Raw genomic sequence first — 18,483 nt, forward strand, 5'->3', positions numbered from 1 at the left:
TACGCTTGCATTAACTCTTCTAACCTGTCAAGATATACAAAATCCATTATTACTTAGAGGAGGTCTACTAAAAATGAAGCTGCAAAATAAAAAAGTCATCCAAATTGTCAGTAATGATTTTGAAGATTTAGAGCTATGGTACCCGGTTTTACGTTTGCGTGAAGAAGGGGCAACAGTGGATATTGTGGGTGAGAAAGCAGACGAGAAGTACATAGGGAAGTATGGCGTACCGATTGTATCTGAATATGCGTTTGCAGATATTGACCCAAATGAATATGATGCGATTCTTGTGCCAGGTGGATGGTCGCCTGATTTACTTAGAAGATTCGACAGTGTATTAAACATGGTTCGTGTGATGAATGAGCAACAAAAGCCAATCGGGCAAATCTGTCACGCTGGATGGGTGCTGATTTCAGCAGATATTTTACAAGGAAAGAAAGTGACAAGTACCCCAGGTATTAAAGATGATATGACGAATGCTGGAGCAACATGGGTAGATGAGGCTGTAGTAGTAGATGGAAACATTGTCTCAAGCCGTCGCCCGCCAGACCTACCAGACTATATGCGTGAATTTATAGAGGTTTTAGCAAAATAAAAAGATCACCATTCACTCGGCAGCTGCTTTTAAGTTGTGGAGTTGCTTACGAACGACCGCTGTAATGGAGAAATAACTGACTGAAGAGGTGGAAGATATGACGTATCCTAGAACGTTCTCACATATTGGATTATCAGTACCTAACGTAGATGAAGCGGTAAAATTCTATCGTGAGGTTATGGGTTGGTATGTAATTATGGAGCCTTCTGAAGTGATTGAAGACGACTCGGCCATTGGCATCATGTGTACAGATGTTTTCGGGAAAGGTTGGGGCAAGTTTCGAATTGCTCATCTATCAACCGGAGATAAAATCGGTGTCGAGTTATTTGAGTTTCCTCAAAATGAATCTCCAGAAAATAATTTTGAGTATTGGAAAACGGGTATTTTTCATTACTGCGTTCAAGACCCTGACATTGAAGGTCTAGTAGAGAAAATTAAAGCACATGGTGGAAAACAACGTATGCCGATTCGTGAATACTACCCTGGAGAGAAACCGTATCGAATGGTGTATTGTGAAGACCCATTCGGAAATTTAGTAGAGATCTATTCCCACTCTTATGAACTTACGTATTCAGAAGGTGCTTATTAAAAAGCCAAAAAATCTTCTACAGCTTCAAGCTGTAGAAGATTTTTTATTTCCGGGGGAATTGAGAAAACTTTAGTCTTTCTTTATTTTTCTGCAGTATAATGGTAATTATTATCTAATAATCCATTTGGAGGATAACGTATGAATCCGTTTAAAGAAAAGCTGGAGCAGATAAAAGATGCTCAAGTTCAGTTAACAAAGGATTATGAGAAAGTAGTAAAAGAGTACGAGTCGAGTGATCTTATTCAAGAAAATACTCGACTCCGAGAGCAATATGATGATTTCAAAGAACAAGTGGAAGAATTTAAACACAAACAACAAGTTATAGAAACAGAGAATCGAAAGTTACGGTTGGCCCTGCAAGAACAAATGATTGATGAAAAGTTAGCTCTCTTAAAAATGTCAAAGCAGAAGGTTGAGACATACTTTGGGCAATCCATTAATCCACAGCATAATCGATTAAAGGGGTTAGAAGCAGAGACTCAACAGAAAATTGCTTCATTAAAGGAAAGGGCTCAGAAAAACATTCAAGTCAAAAAAGAGGAAATTCTATCTAGAATAGATGCCTTGTCGATCGAAACGAATGAAATGATTAAGGCAGAAAGAAAACGCTTAGCTGAAGAACAAAGAACATTATTAAAAGGGCTAACAGGAGACTATGAGCAGCTAGAAAAAGAGGAAGTGACTGAAGAAGTCATTCAAAAAAGAATGAAGCAAAACCAAATTGAAATGAAGATCGGATTAAACTGGATTAATAAAATTGGAATTCTTCTTATCATTTTGGGGGTGGCAGCAGCATTTCGCCACTCTTATACAAATTGGTTCACCGATGAAATCAAAGGCGCAATGTTCTTTATTTTAGGTGTGTCTATGCTGGTTGGTGGGGAATGGCTTCAACAGAAAAATAAACAAACGTTTGCCTTAGGTCTCATTGGAGGGGGGATCTCCGTTTTATATGGTTCCATCTTCTTTAGTTATTTTTTACTTGAGGTTATTGGTCTGACGGTTGCATTATTGGCATCGATACTTGTTACTGTGAGTGCAGTCATCTTATCGCTACGTTATCATTCGAGAACGATTATTACCTTTGCATTAGTCGGTGGTTACATTCCTTTTTATTCTTACTTATTTGCATTTGGATTAGAAGGGAATGCTGTCTATGCAGCGATGGTTTATCTACTCATCCTAAACTCATCGATACTATGGATATCGCTTCAGAAACAATGGAACTTGGTGCACTATATTAGCTTTGCTTTAGCTATTCCTTCTTTACTTATTCTACTCCTTCTATCACCGAATGATGGTGTGAGTATGCTTTATATCGTCTTAACATTTGTCTTATACGTGGGATTAACGATTGGCTATTCGTTTAAACATAAGGTAGCTCTAAAATGGGGAGACGTGACGCTTCTTGCGCTTAACACCTTTTTTAGTTGCTTGTTATTGTATTACCTATTCCATAGGCTTGAATGGAATGACTTTAGAGGGCTATTAGCCGTTGCCTTCTTTGTGCTCTTCTTTGGACTCGGTCGATTTGTAGAGCAGAAGATGCCTAATGAAGCCCAAACTAGAATCTTATTTTACGCGACTTCCATAACATTTCTCGTACTTATTATCCCATTCCAGTTTGGAGCAGAATGGGTAGCACTTGGATGGCTGATACAGGGTGTTGTTCTAATGATTTATGCAAACAAAGCAAACCTGCGTTTACTTGAGATGGCTGGCTGGGGCATATTTGTCTTAACCCTGTTCACGTTCTTCGTAGAGTGGTTTGTAACAATCTCGGGGATAGGCATGTCTTCTTACTTCCACTTTAAATACTTTGCAGTTGTCATTGGTCTTATAACTACGACTATTTACTATGCTATGTGGCAACGTAGGGAAGGAAATAATTATTTATTTAATAAGGTTAAAGATCTACCCCTTTATTTAAAATATTTTACTTTAGTCAATGTATGGGTGTACCTTGCTTATGAAAGTCGGTACATGTATGAGCAGTCGGTACCACTTACACTGACAAATTATTCTTTTTACCAATCGTTAATGGTTGCTTTTTTGACCGTAGGATTAGCGTATGTGCTAACGAAAATCCCACTATTATATGACAGGATAGTAAGTTACTTCTGCTTATTCTTATATGCATTTGGTAGTCTTATTGGTCTATTTTTAACGATTGCCGCACCAGCACTTGAGCCAGTGATCGCTCAAAGTACATTTTTGAATTATCTTGCTTTGGTTTTATTAATAGGTTTTAATTTGCTAATTTTCTTTAGCGGACGTGATTTATTACTGGCTTATATTAGACAACAGTATAAAGACATTGAACTGTATCCAACCATCCTTGGCGTGTATATATTAGGAATACTAGCAGCCTTTCTAACCGTTCAATTTCGACTGGCTGATGTTGGATTTGTTTTTAGTTCAGTCTTTTTGATTGTGGCAGTCGCATACATCTTATATGGTTTCAAGAAGCAATATGTGTATATAAGGCGTATAGGGCTTGGGTTAACCTTACTATCAACCGGGAAACTCTTTCTTTACGATTTAGCGTTTCTCACTGAAACGAGCAAAATAGTAGCGTATTTCTGTTTTGGTGTTGTGTTATTAGGCATTTCTTATTTGTATCAAAAAGTATCAAGCAAACAATCTCAGGATATCGAGCAAAGCATGTGAATATAAGTGGTTTTTATAAAGTGGTGAGGAGGTGTGGATAATGATACAACTCCACACCTCCTTTAAGTCTATCTGTGAAAATGTACTAAATTATGGTACGTTTATATAGTATATAAGTCCTGAAAAGTAGAGTGGGTGAATGTTCAATGGGGTAGAGACAGATATTAATTCTTTTATAAAGCGTAGAAATCGATTAATGATCGTTCTTTTATGGGTGGCATACGGATTGAGTATGGCTGTCTTTGTTGCATTTGACCCAATATTTTCATCCGCTTGGCCTCCGGTGGGATTTTCTTTATTAGTAGGGCTTATGATTGTTCGGATGTTGATTAAGAATGAACACTTAATGATGTATATCATCTCTTTTGCAATGTTTTTTTACTTATTTCTGTTAAATGTTGAGTTTCCTTACTTAGTAAACTACTTTTATATTTTACTCGGTATTATTATTCCTTCTCTTTATCAACATTATGGGGTGATCCTTTTTTCCGGAGTGCTAGCAATGTTTTCATTGTCTTATTTTTTCCTCTTCTCTTTTGATGAGATCTTTACCAGGGTAGAGTCAGTCGATATTCTGTACTTCATCTTGCTCTCAGCTATCTTAATTATCTTCTTTTTATTCCATACTAAGTTTACTAAAAGCTTGTGGGTAAAGGCACAATTAGGTGAAAATAAGGCGAAACAGAAGCTCCATTCTACGGAAAACTATTTGAATGCTTTTTTTACTCAAACAAGTGAAGCGATTGTTGTCTATGACAATAAAGGAACGATCATTAATGTGAATCAAGCTTTTACTTCGTTATATGGGTGGAGTGATGATGAACTTATTAATGAGAATATAACTGATTTTTTACCTGTTCAGTGGAATGCAACTTCGGAGACGGAATTGGTTCATAAAAATAAATATGGAGACTCGCTAGCTGTTGCCATTTCAGTTTCTTTTATCAAAGGTCCTAATGGTGAGAATGCAGCCTACTTGATGATGATTTGGGATATTTCAGAGAGGAAGCGGACAGAAGCTCAATTAATGCAATCAGAAAAATTAAAAGTAGTAGGAGAGCTTGCAGCAGGAATTGCTCATGAGATCCGTAATCCTATTACCGTGTTATCAGGATTCACACAACTAATGGACGATACATATTACAAAGGGTTGATGGAAGCAGAATTAAAACGCATGGATGGGATTGTCGAAGAACTGCTTGTTCTAGCTAAGCCACGTGCTACTCACTTGACATCGATCACTTGTAGGAAATTGATAGATGAAGTAGTTGAACTATTTGAATCGATTTTAAAAAATCAGAAAATAAAAGTGCACTGGAAGCGATGTGAGTCCGCTTCTATTTACGGCGACTATAACCGATTAAAGCAAGTTTTAATAAATGTGTTTAAAAATGCTATAGAAGCGATAGAATATGAAGGGGTAGTGGAAATTGATTTAACGATACAAGATAACGATGTACTATTGCACATCGCTAATGATGGTCCTTCTATTCCTGAGGAAACCTTATCTGAACTAGGATCGCCTTTCTTCACAACAAAAGAAACGGGGACTGGTCTTGGCTTAATGATCTCAAAGACAATTATGAAGGAGCACGAAGGTCATTTTTTAATTGATAATAGACCGGATCAAGGAGTCGTCGTAACCTTAACTTTACCTAAACATAACGGAGAACGGGTCTAATTTCCATAAGAGACAGATGATTAAGGATTGTCAAGTACTTTGGCAATCCTTATAATGGGTTATAGTGTGCTTTTAAAGCCACTAAGGTTGAGATGATTGTTGAGATATGGGACAATGAAGAGATGCTAGGAAGTTATCGACTGACTTAAATAGATACTATTTATAAATTGAAATGAGGGTTAAACATGCACAAAGAATCCATTTATGGTTTAACGATGGATCAGTTGACCGAATGGCTAATGGAACGTGGACAGAAGAAGTTCCGCGCGACACAAGTTTGGGACTGGTTATATAGAAAACGTGTTAAACGTTTTTCGGAGATGAATAATTTAAAGAAAGACTGTTTGGAACTATTAGAGGAGAATTTTTCCATTCAAACCTTATCAGAGCACGTAAAACAAGAATCTGCGGACGGAACAATTAAATTTTTATTTAAACTTCATGACGGAAACTTGATTGAAACAGTATTGATGAGACATAAATATGGTCTATCTGTTTGTGTGACTACTCAAGTAGGCTGTAACATCGGGTGTAGTTTCTGTGCGAGTGGTTTATTAAAGAAGAGTCGCGATCTTTCAAGCGGTGAGATTGTTGAGCAGATCATGAATGTACAGCATCACTTAGATAGTGTAGGGAAAGAAGAAAGAGTAAGTCATATTGTTGTAATGGGTATTGGAGAACCCTTTGATAACTTTGACAATATGGTGGATTTCTTACAAGTAGTTAAAGATCATAAAGGTCTTGCAATTGGTGCTCGTCATATCACCGTATCAACAAGTGGTTTAGCAGATAAGATTTATGAGTTTGCTGATCTTCAATTACAAGTAAACTTAGCTATATCCTTGCATGCACCGAACAATGAGTTAAGAACAAGAATCATGAAAATCAATAAAGCCATTCCGATTGAAAAGCTTATGAAAGCTATTGATTATTATCTTGAGAAAACAAATCGTAAAATCACGATTGAGTATATCTTGTTAAAAGGTGTTAATGATCAGCGAGAACATGCTGCTGAACTTGCACGTATGTTTAAAGATAAACGTCATCTCACATATGTGAACTTAATTCCTTATAACCCAGTAGATGAACATGGACAATATCAACGAAGTCTTAAAGAAGACATCTTAGGCTTCTATGATGAATTAAAGAAAAATGGAATTAACTGTGGTGTTCGACTTGAGCACGGAACGGATATTGATGCTGCTTGTGGTCAATTAAGAAGTAAGCAAATCAAAAAAGATAAACCAAAAACGAAAGCAAAAGCTTAATCAAAAGCGTACCTTTTTCCGGGTACGCTTTTTTTGTGTTTTATCGAAACAGTTATAACTAACTATGAAAAAGAGAAGATGTGAAAAGGTGAAAAGGTGAACTTGGGTCTTTTTTACCAGTTTTCATGTCGGAATAACAATTGTATAAAACTGGAACACACAAGACTCACTAAAGTATATTTCTTTAAAAAACGCTTAAAAAGTTGGTATTACCGCCTTTCTGAATTCTCATATAAACAAAATTTACCTTTCGAATGGGGAATTAATGGTAATCATGCTATTCAATACTAAAGACTCGTTTTAACCTCATTTATCAAAGGAATAGACCCATAGCCAAGTGAATAGCTGTCCATCTAATATTAAAACCTATCAAAAATGAAGGAGTGAATTAGATGAGTGTTCAAAAAAGTACAGATAGTTCAAGCCTTGCAGAAGTAATTGATAGAATTCTTGACAAAGGAATTGTCATTGACGCTTTTGTACGTGTTTCACTAGTCGGAATTGAAATTCTTACTATTGAAGCAAGAGTGGTTATTGCAAGTGTGGACACATGGTTACGTTATGCAGAAGCAGTTGGACTTCTTAGAGATGAAGTCGAAGAGGAAGGTCTTGCGAAAAGAGAGCATGACCGCGCACCACAATTTAGCTTTTAAAAATTATAGAATCCAATTTATACATTAAAGAAACGAGGTTGAAACAAATGGCAGATAAAGAGCAAAAAAACCAAAATAACGATGAAAATACAGAGTCGAAAAATGATCAGTCTCATTCAATGAACCTAGCCATAATCGGTGGGGTAGTTGGAGCGGGAATCGGATTACTTTCAAGCCCAGGAACGAGTAAAAAAGTGATGAAGAGCTTGGGTGAATCTGAAGTAATGAGATCAGCAGGTAAAGAGCTAAAAAGAACGGCTCAAGAAATTATTACAGAGCAGGCTCTAAGCAGCCTGAGACAGACAGCTTCAGGCTATATGAACGGTGGGGGATTGTTGTCACCGAAAAAGAAAAATAATGAGCAAGAAGATCAACAAGAGGAGTCAAATGAGGATAACTCTTCTGAATATGAAGAGATCAAAGAAGACAACAAGCAATTAAATGATCGTCTTGAAAGAATTGAAGAGATGCTAAGCAACTTAGTAGATTCTAAAAAGTAATCTAGTAATAAGTTTGTGTGACAAGGGGGGGATTGGATGGACAAGCCCATTAAAAAGGCAGTTGGTAAAGCCGCAAAAAAAGTGGCTGAATACACCCCTGAACCTATAAAAGATGAGATCAAAGAGACAGTTAAAGATAAAGCAAAAGAAAAGTTTGTAGAGGGCGTACAAGATAAGGCAGATGAAGCAACCGATAAATTAGAGAGTGCCAAAGATAAAGGTGCGGCCAAGCTTCATGACAAAGCAGAAGATGGCAAAGAAAAGGCCCAAGATGCCTTACTTTCAGCCAAGGATAAGATAGGTAAAGTTGTTGAAGCAGGTGAGGACTTTCAAGAAAAAGTCTCATCGTCCAATGATGATAAAGATGACAGCAAAGTAAAAGGTGTTAAAAATATTAAAAGCGTCACGTCAATTAAAAGCGCTAAAGATATTAAAAGCTCAAAGGATATAAAATCCTCAAATGATATTAAGACCATGGGTTCCTAAGTGGCATATGAAAGGAGAATGAGTAATGGCTGTTCAAAAAAGTACAGATAGTTCAAGTCTAGCCGAGGTTATTGACCGTATTTTAGATAAGGGTATTGTCATTGATGCTTTTGTTCGAGTATCGGTCGTTGGAATTGAAATCTTAACAATTGAGGCACGCGTAGTAATTGCAAGTGTTGATACATGGTTACGTTATGCAGAAGCAGTAGGACTTCTAAGAGATGAAGTAGAAGAAAACGGGCTTCCGGAACAACCAAATGAACGTAAAGCAGCTTTTAGTATTTAAAGGCAAATGATGGAGGAGTCGGGGTATTCCCCTGACTCACCATCCTCTATATCCAGGAGGTCACTATGGGAATTAAAGAGATTATGAATAATGTTGCTGACTTCTTCAATGAACATGTAGCGCCTCTTCATAAAATCACAGCAGTTGAAGAACGTGAAAATGGTGGCTGGGTGCTTACTGTTGAAGTAATTGAAGAGAAGGAATATATGAAAAAATATGCTAAAGACGAAATGATCGGTGTTTATGACGTTTCTTTAAATGAGGAAAAGGAAGTTACTTCGTTTAAAAGACGTGATATTCGCTATAGAAGTGCTATCGATGTGGAAGTATAGGTTGTAGTGAGTAGGAGGGAATAGAGTGACGGTCTTAAAAGAAAAGATCAAAAAGAATACTAGTTCAATCGTGCAAGATAAAGAGACGAAAGATTTACTTTCTCGCTCATTACACTATTTAAAAGCTGGTTACCCTATTCATTTTACCGGTCCATCAGGGGCAGGAAAAACCTCTCTAGCACTAGCTGTAGCAAAAAAGCGAAAAAAGCCTATTATGCTGATTCATGGAAATCATGAGTTGAATAATAGCGATTTGATTGGTGATTTTACTGGCTACACAAGTAAAAAGATGGTCGATAACTATATTCGCTCAGTTTATAAAAAGGATGAGAGCGTAAGTGAGACGTGGAGAGATGGACGTTTACTTGAAGCGGTCAAAAATGGATACACACTTGTATATGATGAATTTACGCGATCAAAGCCTGACACTAATAATATCTTTTTATCCATTTTAGAGGAGCGTATTTTGCCTTTATATGGTTCTAAAAGAACGGAACCATTTGTAAAGGTTCATCCTGATTTTTCGGTAATTTTCACGAGTAATCCTGAAGAGTATGCAGGGGTCTACCAAACACAAGATGCATTGCTTGATCGCTTAATTACTATTTTTGTGGATTATAAAGACATCGATCATGAAACGTTGATTATTTCCGAAAAAACAGATGCGACCGAGAAACAAGCTAAAGCGATTACGACTCTTGTTTCAACTTTACGAAATCAATGCAAGGATGATAGCGGTCCAAGCTTACGAGCCTCTTTAATGATTGCCAAGCTAGCTACAGAACAAGACACCCCAATAGATGGAGAAAATGAAGATTTTAAACGTCTGTGTATCGATATATTAGGTCATCAAGTAAGTCGATGTATAGAGGACGACCAGCCATTAAATCAAGCAAAAAATCTAATAAATAAAGCATTAAAAAGCATGAAGGCGACTGATTGATGAAGGAGAGCTAAATGATGAGTCAAGAAGAGAAAATGGGAATATATATTTTTTGTGGAATTCAAACAGAAACAGATGATGAGTTGGGTGAGATTGAAATAGAAGGAAAGAAATGCGACCTTTTTACAATCCGCTATAAAGATGCAGGGATGGTGGCGACTCGTGCTCCTATGAAGATCTATCACCCTAATAAAGAGAATTTAATGATGCACCAACATGCCGTTTCTCTTGTGATGAAGCATAAGGACACAGTTATTCCTGTTAGTTTTGGTAATGTATTTCAATCCACTGAAGACGTGGCAGTATTACTGGAAAATCTCTACCCGCAGTTTACAAAGCTGTTTCCAGAAATAAAAGGAAAAATTGAAGTCGGACTGAAAGTGATCGGAAAAAAAGGGTGGCTAGAATCACAAGTAAGGGAGAATGCCAAACTTGATCAGATGGCCCAAAAAGTAAAAGGTAAATCCGAGGCTGCTAGCTATTATGAAAGAATCAAAATAGGTGGTGCGGCGCAAGAGTTTATGAATTCTCTTCAAAAAGAAGTAGAAAAGGAGATATTCGAACCTTTAAATGAAGGAGCAGAAGCAGCAAAGGCTAATGATCCAATTGGTGAAACGATGCTCTTAAATGCTTCTTTCCTCATTGACCGTGATAAAGAAGAAGAATTTGATCAAAAAGTAAATGCTGCACATGATCAATGGAAGGACAAAGTTGAATTTAATTATACAGGACCTTGGCCAGCTTATAACTTTGTCAATATTAGGCTCAAGGTTGAGGATAGCTAATGATTCATAAACTAATTTCAGCGCCAATTAACCTTGTCATAAAGATTGGTGAAAAGGTAAAAGAAGAGGCTGATAAAGAGTTGTATGACCTTAACACCATTCAACAAAAGCTTATTCAACTACAAATGATGTATGAGCTTGGCGAAATTCCTGAAGAAGCTTATAAAGCAAAAGAGGAAGAGTTAATTACTCGATACGAAGTAGCAAAACGGCTTGAAATTGAGCAGTGGGAAGAGATGACTAAAAAGAAATGAGGGTAGAAGATGGGCGATCTAATCTATTTATACGGCTTAGTCCCAACAAATGAAGCGACCAATCAATCGTTTCCATCTTTTAAAGGATTTGATGATGTAGGGGATATTTACACGATTCCTATCGATGATATCACAGCAATTGTTTGCAATTTAAACGCTAATGAGTATTCAGAAGAAAGTATTAAAGACCGAATAAATAACGATATGGAATGGCTCCAAGAAAAAGCATTTCACCATCATGAAACGGTTATGAAACTATCAAAGTTATTCACGATTATTCCATTGAAGTTTTGTACCCTATATAAAAATCAAGATAGTTTAAAAACCACAGTCCATGCAAATGGATCTAAAATGATGAATACATTTGACTTGCTTGCTGGAAATGAAGAATGGAATTTGAAGTTGTATTGTGATGATCAGTTGCTAAAAGAGCAAGTGAGTCAGAATAATCCTACGATTGAAGCTAAGAGAGCTGAAATTAGTGAGTTACCAAGAGGAAAACAATTCTTTGAAAAGAAAAAGATAGACAAGCTTATTGAAAATGAACTTGAAGAAGAAAAAAATCGAGTTAGTGAAGCAATTCATGCCAATCTCCAAACGTTTGTTCTTCAGGGCAATGTGAAGAAGAATTGGAGTAAAGACGTTACAGGTAAGAAGGAAAATATGACTTGGAATGGCGTATACCTTATTTCTAAATCTGAGGTAGAGTCCTTTTTAGAGCAAATCCAGCAATATGAAAAGGAAATGAAGGAAATGGGTTGGCAGTTTGAAGCATCTGGTCCTTGGCCAGCATACCATTTTTCTAGCTTTTCATAAGTGAGGATGAAGATATATGTCACTTAGAGAATCGGTTGAAAATAAAGACATCGCATTAATTGATATTTTAGATGTCATTCTTGATAAAGGTGTAGCCATTAAGGCAGATTTAGTTATATCCATTGCTGGAGTCGATTTGGTGTATTTAGATTTAAGAGTGTTAATTGCCTCTGTTGAGTCGCTTGTACAAGCCCAACAAGAACAACATCATCCAGTCTCTTCAGCAAATTTTGATCAACAAAGGGAGGAGTTAATTGATGCAACCGGCCAACCCAACAAGTGGGAGAATTAACTTAGATCCTGATAAGGCAGAGCATGGTTTGGCACAGCTTGTTCTCACTGTTATAGAGCTATTAAGACAAATTGTAGAAAGACACGCTATGAGACGTGTCGAGGGCGGCACATTATCAGATGAGCAAGTTGAGGACCTTGGTGAAGCTTTAATGAATCTAGAAGAAAAAATGGAAGAGTTAAAAGAAATTTTTGGTCTTGATGCAGAAGACTTAAATATTGATCTGGGTCCTTTAGGAAGTTTACTTTAATTTAAACAGATCAAGGGGGACTTTAAATGGCAGTCGAGCATTCTATGCAATCAAGTACGATTGTGGATGTTTTAGAGAAAATACTAGATAAGGGTGTCGTAATTGCTGGAGATATCACTGTAGGAATTGCAGATGTCGAGTTATTAACGATTAAAATTCGACTAATTGTAGCTTCAGTAGATAAAGCAAAAGAGATTGGAATGGATTGGTGGGAAACAGATCCATATCTAAGCTCTAAAGCGGTCGGGAATAACACGAAAGCTCTTGAGGAAGAAAATAAGAGATTACAAGAAAGATTGGAAACTCTTGAAAAAAAGATGGATACCAATCGCTTAAACTCAACGGAATTTAACTACTAATAGGAGGTTTTTACCATGGCAGAAGATAAAAAAGTAGAAAATCAAACAGAAGAGAAAGAGACAAATCAGGAGACAAGTTCAAGTGGTAGTCCAATTAAACGTTCAATTGCTGGAGGATTGCTTGGAGCTACAGTAGGATATTTAGCAACACCAGAAAATGCGAAGAGAATTAAAGATAGCATTGATAGTGAAAAGCTTAAAAGTAAAGGTACTGATTTTGGTCAAATGGCTAAAGATAAGTCTAAAAAGGCTGCAGATTCATTAAAAAATTCAGCGAAGAACTTATTTAATCAGAACCAAGATGAGTCAGATGAAGACTCTGACAATGAGCAAGAAGAAGCTGTAGAAAACGATGAAAATAAAGAGCCAGAAAACAATGCTGACTATGAATCCTTAAAAGAAGAAAATGACAATTTACATGATCGCTTAGGTCGTTTAGAAGAAATGCTGACAAAATTAACACAAAGTAATGATGAAGCAGCTGCTACAAATGATCAAGAAGATGAAGACGAAGAAGAAATGAAGGACGAAGGCGACACGGAAGAAAAGGAAGATGGCTCAAAGGATGAAGATGAGTCAGAAGATAAAGAAGAAGATACTGAGTCAGAAGACAAAGAGCAAGAAGAAAAAGAAGAAAAAGAAGATGACTCAAAGAATAACGAAAAAGATGAGTCAGAGGACAAAGAAAAAGAAGATGACTCAAAGGATAACGAAGAAGATGAGTCAGAGGACAAAGAAGAAAAAGAAGATACTGATTCAAAAGATGATGATAAGAAAGAAGATTCAAAGAAAAAAAACACAGGCAATAAAAATGGTAAATCGACAAGAAGAAAGCGCAATACTACAAAGAAAAATTCTAAGTCAAAGTCACAAAATGATGACACAACTCTCTCAAGCGATGATGATACATCTTCATAATGAAGGGAGGAAGGTATAATGAGTGAGGAACATCAAGAAGTAGGCGATAGCATTCTGAAGTTTTTGGTACGTGCAGCTAACAAAGAAAATTTCAACGTTGAGCTCACTTTAAATGTCGGAGGCGCCATTGTTACGGGAACAATGATTTCGGCAAAAGATTATTTTTCATCCCTTAGTGAACGATTTGAAGGCGGAAATGAAGTAGCTGATATATTGAGTGAACAGTTTGCTAAAGCTGGAGAAGCTGTTGATACAAGTGAAGATTCTAAAGCCCAATTTATTCACATGAAAGAGGCTCAAGTCTATTGTGGAGATAGTAACCCAACCCCTTCTAAGGGGGAGGTTCTCTGGAGAGGAAAGCTAAGTGCAGTAGATGGTTTCTATTTAGGCGCAGCCTCAAGTGATGAAAATGAGACATCTGAATCTGATGAAGGTAAAGACTCTGAATCTGATGAAAATAGCGCAGATGAGCGTTTAGACCAATTAGAAGAATCAATTGGCGAGTTAGTGGATGAGAAGCAGGAAAAGGTAAAGGAAGACGAAGAAGCAAGCGAAGAGAAAGCAGAAGACGAAGAAGCTGGCGAAGAGAAAGCAGAAGACGAAGAAGCTGGCGAAGAGAAAGCAGAAGACGAAGAAGCTGGCGAAGAGAAAGCGGAAGACGAAGAAGCTAGCGAAGAGAAAGTAGAAGACGAAGAAGCTGACGAAGAGAAAGCGGAAGACGAAGAAGCTAGCGAAGAGAAAGCGGAAGACGAAGAAGCTAGCGAAGAGAAAGCGGAAGACGAAGAAGCTAGCGAAGAGAAAGCGGAAGACGAAGAAGCTAGCGAAGAGAAAGCGGAAGACGAAGAAGCTAGCGAAGAGAAAGCGGAAGACGAAGAAGCTAGCGAAGAGAAAGCAGAAGACGAAGAAGCTGACGAAGAGAAAGCAGAAGACGAAGAAGCTGACGAAGAGAAAGCAGAAGACGAAGAAGCTGGCGAAGAGAAAGCAGAAGACGAAGAAGCTGACGAAGAGAAAGCAGAAGACGAAGAAGCTGACGAAGAGAAAGCAGAAGACGAAGAAGCTGGCGAACAGAAAAACAAACGAAAGTCCAGAAGTAAAAAAGCTAAAGCCAAAAGAACTTCATCAAATAAAACAAAAGCTAAAAAAACCTCAGAGAAGAAGGATTAGTTCGCTTTAATCCTCTTCATCTAGAGGGATAGAGAGGAGATGTCATTATGAGTGATGGGGTAAGTGCACGAAAAGACAGTATTCTACAGTTTTTTGTGCAAGCGGCCAATAAGCATAATTTCTCTTTAGATATCACATTAAACGTCAAAGGAGCTCTCATATCAGGGACCCTTATTTCTGCGAAAGAGTATTTGAATGAGCTTAGTGAATCATTTGAAGATGGAAATGAGGTAGCTCAAAAGGTGAGTAAGGAACTATCTAAAGCGAGCGAAGAAGCCGAGAGTGGTAGCCCATCTGAAGTCTCTTTTATTCACATGAAGCATACAAAGATGTTTATCGGTGATAGTAAATCTACTCCTTCAACTGGGAAGATTATTTGGCGAGGCAAATTAAGTGAAGTAGACGGCTTCTTCTTAGGAAAAATTACAGATAGTAGTGAGTAAAGAAAAATGAGCAAACGTGTCTATACGGTTGCTCATTTTTATCTATCAATTTAATTTTTATCAGTTAAATCGGTTGAATACCCATTTTTCTTTAGTAAATAGGTTGATGCCTGTTTAAAGGTGCCGAATGTTTTTGCCCCTGTTTTTATTTTTCGGTTAACCAGCTCTCTTATCAGAGGAATTTGAAAGCCTACATAAATAGGTTCTGCTCCTACTAGCACAATGGTTTCTGAAATCGTGGCAATTTGGTTAATAATTCGCTCATTATCTTCAAACAACATACTACTAAAGTCGAATACGACATACTCTGTCCCTGAAGTAGAGCACTCTAGTAATAATTTTTGTTGTAGCTTTTCAAAACGTTCGGAATCATAAGTCCCGATGAGCGGAACTAACAGTGAATGTTCCACTGCCATTGGAAGTATGGGTGTACTAATCTCTTCAATTAACTTTTGCTTTTTTTGATTTTCCTCTTCTTCTTCCGTAATATCATTCCACGTTAAAATATAGCCGGTCTTTTCTTCTTGCTCATTTATTAAATGCGTTACTTTTAATTCTACAGAATATCTTCCATATAGTTCGATTCTTGAGTGGTAAGGAAGATATTTTTCTAGAATAGCCTTCTGACGTCCAAAATTCGCATGAAAGATAGATAGGTTCTTTCCAATTACTTCAGTTGAATCTGAGACATGAATAAGCTCTTTTATTTGATCAATTAACTTGTGTGCTGCCTTGTTCATCCAGATTAATTCAAAGTCATTATTTGCTATAAAAATGTTCTCACCAATACAATCTAAAACTGACATCGTTTCATTTTGAATAATGACAGTAGCCATTTGGCATCTTACTCCTCTATTAGAATTTCACTAATATTCATCTTTGTATTATAACAAATAGAATGAAAGATTTATATCTCTCTTCTTTCCATTAGTAGATTTTAAAAGGGAATTTACAAATTGAAATAAAATCCAACTAATAGGCTTTGATCTTGTTTTATGAATCATTATCAAGGGTAAAGTCTAAGGTGTGATTTTTGTCATATTAAGGGAGGAATATTCATGAGTAATGAAATGAAAAATAAGAAAGATCAGCAGCTAGAATCCTTTCGTGTAAAAGATGAAGGCAAGAAGCTGACAACTAACCAAGGATTAAAAGTTTCAGAGGATGAATTTTCCATTAAAGCAGGAGATCGTGGTCCTACTTTAATGGAGGATTTTCATTTCCGTGAAAAAATGACTCATTTTGACCATGAAAGAATCCCTGAGAGGATTGTCCATGCTAGGGGTTTTGCTGCTCATGGTGAATTTGAAGTTTATGAATCGGCAAAAGAATTTACGAAGGCAAAATTTTTACAAGATCCTTCGGTTAAGACGCCTGTATTTGTCAGGTTCTCTACAGTTGCTGGCTCTAAGGGTTCTGCTGAAACCGTACGCGATGCTCGCGGGTTTGCAACGAAATTTTATACAGAAGAAGGTAACTATGATTTAGTTGGTAACAACATCCCAGTTTTCTTTATCCAAGATGCAATCAAATTTCCGGATTTAGTCCATGCACTCAAGCCAGAACCTCACAATGAAATACCTCAAGCCCAATCTGCACATGATACTTTTTGGGATTTTATAGCTAACAATCAAGAATCTGCTCATATGGTGATGTGGGCGATGTCTGATCGATCTATTCCACGTAGCTTCAGAATGATGGAAGGGTTTGGAGTTCATACATTCCGTTTCATTAATGAAGAAGGTAAGGCTCATTTTGTTAAATTTCATTGGAAACCTGTACTTGGCATTCATTCTCTAGTTTGGGATGAAGCTCAAAAAGTAGCAGGAAAAGACCCTGATTTTCATCGTAGAGACTTGTGGGAATCCATTGAAAATGGAGATTTTCCTGAGTATGAACTAGGGGTCCAGCTTATTAGTGAAGAAGATGAATTTGCTTTTGATTTTGATATACTTGACCCTACAAAAATATGGCCAGAAGAAGATGTACCAGTCAAGATCATTGGGAAGATGACATTGAATCGAAATGTAGATAATGTTTTTGCTGAAACAGAGCAAGTTGCATTTCACCCAGGGCATGTCGTGCCAGGTATCGATTTTACAAATGATCCCTTGCTACAAGGACGTTTGTTTTCTTACACAGATACACAACTAATTCGTCTGGGTGGACCTAATTTTCATGAGCTCCCTATTAATAGACCAGTGTGTCCGTTTCACAATAATCAACGAGATGGCTTTGGTCGTCAAACAATTAATAAAGGACAAGTGAGCTATCATAAAAACTCTATTGCTGCTAACACCCCTGCAACAGCAAGTGAAGAAGAGGGAGGCTATGTCCATTATCAAGAGAAAGTAGAAGGACGTAAAGTGCGTACGAGAAGCGAGAGCTTTAAAGACCATTTCTCCCAAGCAAAACTATTCTGGAATAGTATGAGTGAGGTTGAAAAGGATCATATCGTTGAAGCGTTCAGCTTTGAACTTGGAAAAGTTCAGAATAAGTCTGTGCAACAACAGGTTATAGACATGTTTGCTAATGTCACACTTGATCTAGCTAAACCAGTTGCAGAAGCGATTGGTGCAAGTTCCCCAGCGGAGGGTGGTTCTAAGGTAGATAAGGTTTCACCAGCTCTCAGCCAAGAAAATTCAGTTAAGAAGCCAGATACTCGTAAAGTAGGTGTCATTCTTGATCAAGACTTTAATGGTAGTGAAGTAAAAGCGGTATTGGATGAACTAAAAACTCAAGGAATCCAACCGGAGTTTATTAGTGATAAATTAGGTGTGAAAAAGGGAGCAGATGGTATTGAGTTTGAAATCGATCACACTTTCTTAACGGGTGAATCAGTATTGTTTGATGCTTTATATGTAGTTGGTGGTAAAAATCCTGAGCAATCCTTTAAAGAGGATGCCATTTACTTCATAAAAGAAGCTTTCTCTCACTTTAAACCAATTGGAGCCACTCATGGTGGTACATCTTGGTTAGAAGAAGTGGAAATAGTTGAGAAGCAAGGTGTGGTAACAGGTAAAGATATGAAAGTATTTAGTCAAAACTTTGCAGGAGCCATTGCTGAACATCGACATTGGAATCGTTAATAAAGGATATTTGTACGTAGAGAGGGGACACCCTCTCTTTTTTATTTTGTCTTTATGATGATGATGTAAGTGAAGAAGTTATTATTAAATAGTTTAATTTTAACCTTTAT

General features: G+C 37.1%; 22 protein-coding genes. 21 read left to right on the forward strand and 1 reads right to left on the reverse strand.

The genetic code is table 11. The features are described 5' to 3' along the window. Positions 1 to 73 precede the first annotated feature (73 nt). The 20 genes from AB3N04_RS11685 to gvpU (AB3N04_RS11780) all read left to right on the forward strand — a co-directional run bounded on the left by AB3N04_RS11685 (position 74) and on the right by gvpU (AB3N04_RS11780) (position 15,284). Positions 74 to 595 carry a type 1 glutamine amidotransferase domain-containing protein gene (locus AB3N04_RS11685; protein WP_368502958.1) on the forward strand — a complete coding sequence of 174 codons (522 nt, stop codon included), beginning with the start codon at positions 74 to 76 and terminating at the stop codon, positions 593 to 595. A gap of 97 nt (positions 596 to 692) precedes the next feature. Next, positions 693 to 1,184, forward strand: a complete 492-nt coding sequence (locus AB3N04_RS11690) for a lactoylglutathione lyase family protein (RefSeq protein ID WP_368502959.1) — start codon at positions 693 to 695, stop codon at positions 1,182 to 1,184. A 138-nt stretch (positions 1,185 to 1,322) separates the two neighbouring features. Continuing rightward, the gene (locus AB3N04_RS11695; protein ID WP_368502960.1) at positions 1,323 to 3,854 is read left to right on the forward strand and encodes a DUF2339 domain-containing protein; all 2,532 of its coding nucleotides are present in this window, start codon (positions 1,323 to 1,325) and stop codon (positions 3,852 to 3,854) included. Between the two features lie 139 nt (positions 3,855 to 3,993). Continuing rightward, on the forward strand, positions 3,994 to 5,535 hold the full coding sequence (locus AB3N04_RS11700; protein ID WP_368502961.1) for an ATP-binding protein: 1,542 nt from the start codon (positions 3,994 to 3,996) through the stop codon (positions 5,533 to 5,535). A gap of 185 nt (positions 5,536 to 5,720) precedes the next feature. After that, the gene (rlmN, locus tag AB3N04_RS11705) at positions 5,721 to 6,803 is read left to right on the forward strand and encodes a 23S rRNA (adenine(2503)-C(2))-methyltransferase RlmN (RefSeq protein ID WP_368502962.1); all 1,083 of its coding nucleotides are present in this window, start codon (positions 5,721 to 5,723) and stop codon (positions 6,801 to 6,803) included. A gap of 392 nt (positions 6,804 to 7,195) precedes the next feature. Continuing rightward, entirely contained in the window at positions 7,196 to 7,456 is a 261-nt protein-coding gene (gene gvpA / locus AB3N04_RS11710) for a gas vesicle structural protein GvpA (protein WP_317121874.1), read from the forward strand. A 47-nt stretch (positions 7,457 to 7,503) separates the two neighbouring features. Beyond that, the gene (gvpT, locus tag AB3N04_RS11715) at positions 7,504 to 7,956 is read left to right on the forward strand and encodes a GvpT/GvpP family gas vesicle accessory protein (RefSeq protein WP_368502963.1); all 453 of its coding nucleotides are present in this window, start codon (positions 7,504 to 7,506) and stop codon (positions 7,954 to 7,956) included. 36 nt (positions 7,957 to 7,992) lie between these two features. Continuing rightward, positions 7,993 to 8,442 carry a gas vesicle protein GvpQ gene (gene gvpQ, locus AB3N04_RS11720; protein WP_368502964.1) on the forward strand — a complete coding sequence of 150 codons (450 nt, stop codon included), beginning with the start codon at positions 7,993 to 7,995 and terminating at the stop codon, positions 8,440 to 8,442. 25 nt (positions 8,443 to 8,467) lie between these two features. Then, the gene (gene gvpJ, locus AB3N04_RS11725; protein WP_368502965.1) at positions 8,468 to 8,728 is read left to right on the forward strand and encodes a gas vesicle protein GvpJ; all 261 of its coding nucleotides are present in this window, start codon (positions 8,468 to 8,470) and stop codon (positions 8,726 to 8,728) included. Between the two features lie 65 nt (positions 8,729 to 8,793). After that, the gene (gene gvpO, locus AB3N04_RS11730; protein ID WP_368502966.1) at positions 8,794 to 9,060 is read left to right on the forward strand and encodes a gas vesicle protein GvpO; all 267 of its coding nucleotides are present in this window, start codon (positions 8,794 to 8,796) and stop codon (positions 9,058 to 9,060) included. A gap of 25 nt (positions 9,061 to 9,085) precedes the next feature. Continuing rightward, positions 9,086 to 10,003, forward strand: coding sequence for a gas vesicle protein GvpN (gene gvpN, locus AB3N04_RS11735; protein WP_368502967.1), 918 nt, complete (start codon positions 9,086 to 9,088; stop codon positions 10,001 to 10,003). Between the two features lie 17 nt (positions 10,004 to 10,020). Then, positions 10,021 to 10,788, forward strand: coding sequence for a GvpL/GvpF family gas vesicle protein (locus AB3N04_RS11740; RefSeq protein ID WP_368506034.1), 768 nt, complete (start codon positions 10,021 to 10,023; stop codon positions 10,786 to 10,788). Beyond that, a complete protein-coding gene (locus AB3N04_RS11745; protein WP_368502968.1) occupies positions 10,788 to 11,042 on the forward strand; it encodes a gas vesicle protein GvpG in 255 nt (84 codons plus the stop codon). The genes AB3N04_RS11740 and AB3N04_RS11745 overlap by 1 nt, the downstream gene beginning before the upstream one ends. Before the next feature lie 9 nt (positions 11,043 to 11,051). Then, positions 11,052 to 11,858: a GvpL/GvpF family gas vesicle protein gene (locus AB3N04_RS11750; protein WP_368502969.1), complete on the forward strand. Its 807-nt coding sequence runs from the start codon at positions 11,052 to 11,054 to the stop codon at positions 11,856 to 11,858. Between the two features lie 16 nt (positions 11,859 to 11,874). Further along, on the forward strand, positions 11,875 to 12,150 hold the full coding sequence (locus tag AB3N04_RS11755; RefSeq protein WP_368502970.1) for a gas vesicle protein: 276 nt from the start codon (positions 11,875 to 11,877) through the stop codon (positions 12,148 to 12,150). After that, positions 12,116 to 12,400, forward strand: coding sequence for a gas vesicle protein K (locus AB3N04_RS11760; RefSeq protein WP_368502971.1), 285 nt, complete (start codon positions 12,116 to 12,118; stop codon positions 12,398 to 12,400). The genes AB3N04_RS11755 and AB3N04_RS11760 overlap by 35 nt, the downstream gene beginning before the upstream one ends. A 26-nt stretch (positions 12,401 to 12,426) precedes the next feature. Then, complete coding sequence (gvpJ, locus tag AB3N04_RS11765; RefSeq protein WP_368502972.1) at positions 12,427 to 12,759, forward strand: gas vesicle protein GvpJ; 333 nt, start codon at positions 12,427 to 12,429, stop codon at positions 12,757 to 12,759. A 15-nt stretch (positions 12,760 to 12,774) separates the two neighbouring features. Beyond that, positions 12,775 to 13,677: a GvpT/GvpP family gas vesicle accessory protein gene (gene gvpT, locus AB3N04_RS11770; protein WP_368502973.1), complete on the forward strand. Its 903-nt coding sequence runs from the start codon at positions 12,775 to 12,777 to the stop codon at positions 13,675 to 13,677. 18 nt (positions 13,678 to 13,695) lie between these two features. Then, on the forward strand, positions 13,696 to 14,841 hold the full coding sequence (gene gvpU, locus AB3N04_RS11775; protein WP_368502974.1) for a gas vesicle accessory protein GvpU: 1,146 nt from the start codon (positions 13,696 to 13,698) through the stop codon (positions 14,839 to 14,841). 47 nt (positions 14,842 to 14,888) lie between these two features. Continuing rightward, a complete protein-coding gene (gene gvpU / locus AB3N04_RS11780) occupies positions 14,889 to 15,284 on the forward strand; it encodes a gas vesicle accessory protein GvpU (RefSeq protein WP_368502975.1) in 396 nt (131 codons plus the stop codon). Positions 15,285 to 15,334: 50 nt separating this feature from the next. Here the strand turns inward: gvpU (AB3N04_RS11780) and AB3N04_RS11785 are convergent, their stop codons facing one another. Then, the gene (locus AB3N04_RS11785; protein ID WP_368502976.1) at positions 15,335 to 16,120 is read right to left on the reverse strand and encodes a hypothetical protein; all 786 of its coding nucleotides are present in this window, start codon (positions 16,118 to 16,120) and stop codon (positions 15,335 to 15,337) included. A gap of 222 nt (positions 16,121 to 16,342) precedes the next feature. On the opposite strand from AB3N04_RS11785, the gene AB3N04_RS11790 reads away from it, so the two are divergent. After that, positions 16,343 to 18,373, forward strand: coding sequence for a catalase (locus AB3N04_RS11790; RefSeq protein WP_368502977.1), 2,031 nt, complete (start codon positions 16,343 to 16,345; stop codon positions 18,371 to 18,373). Positions 18,374 to 18,483 lie beyond the last annotated feature (110 nt).

The sequence above is a fragment of the Alkalihalophilus sp. As8PL genome (assembly GCF_040939795.1).
GTDB classification, from domain to species: Bacteria; Bacillota; Bacilli; order Bacillales; family Bacillaceae_D; genus Alkalihalophilus; species Alkalihalophilus lindianensis.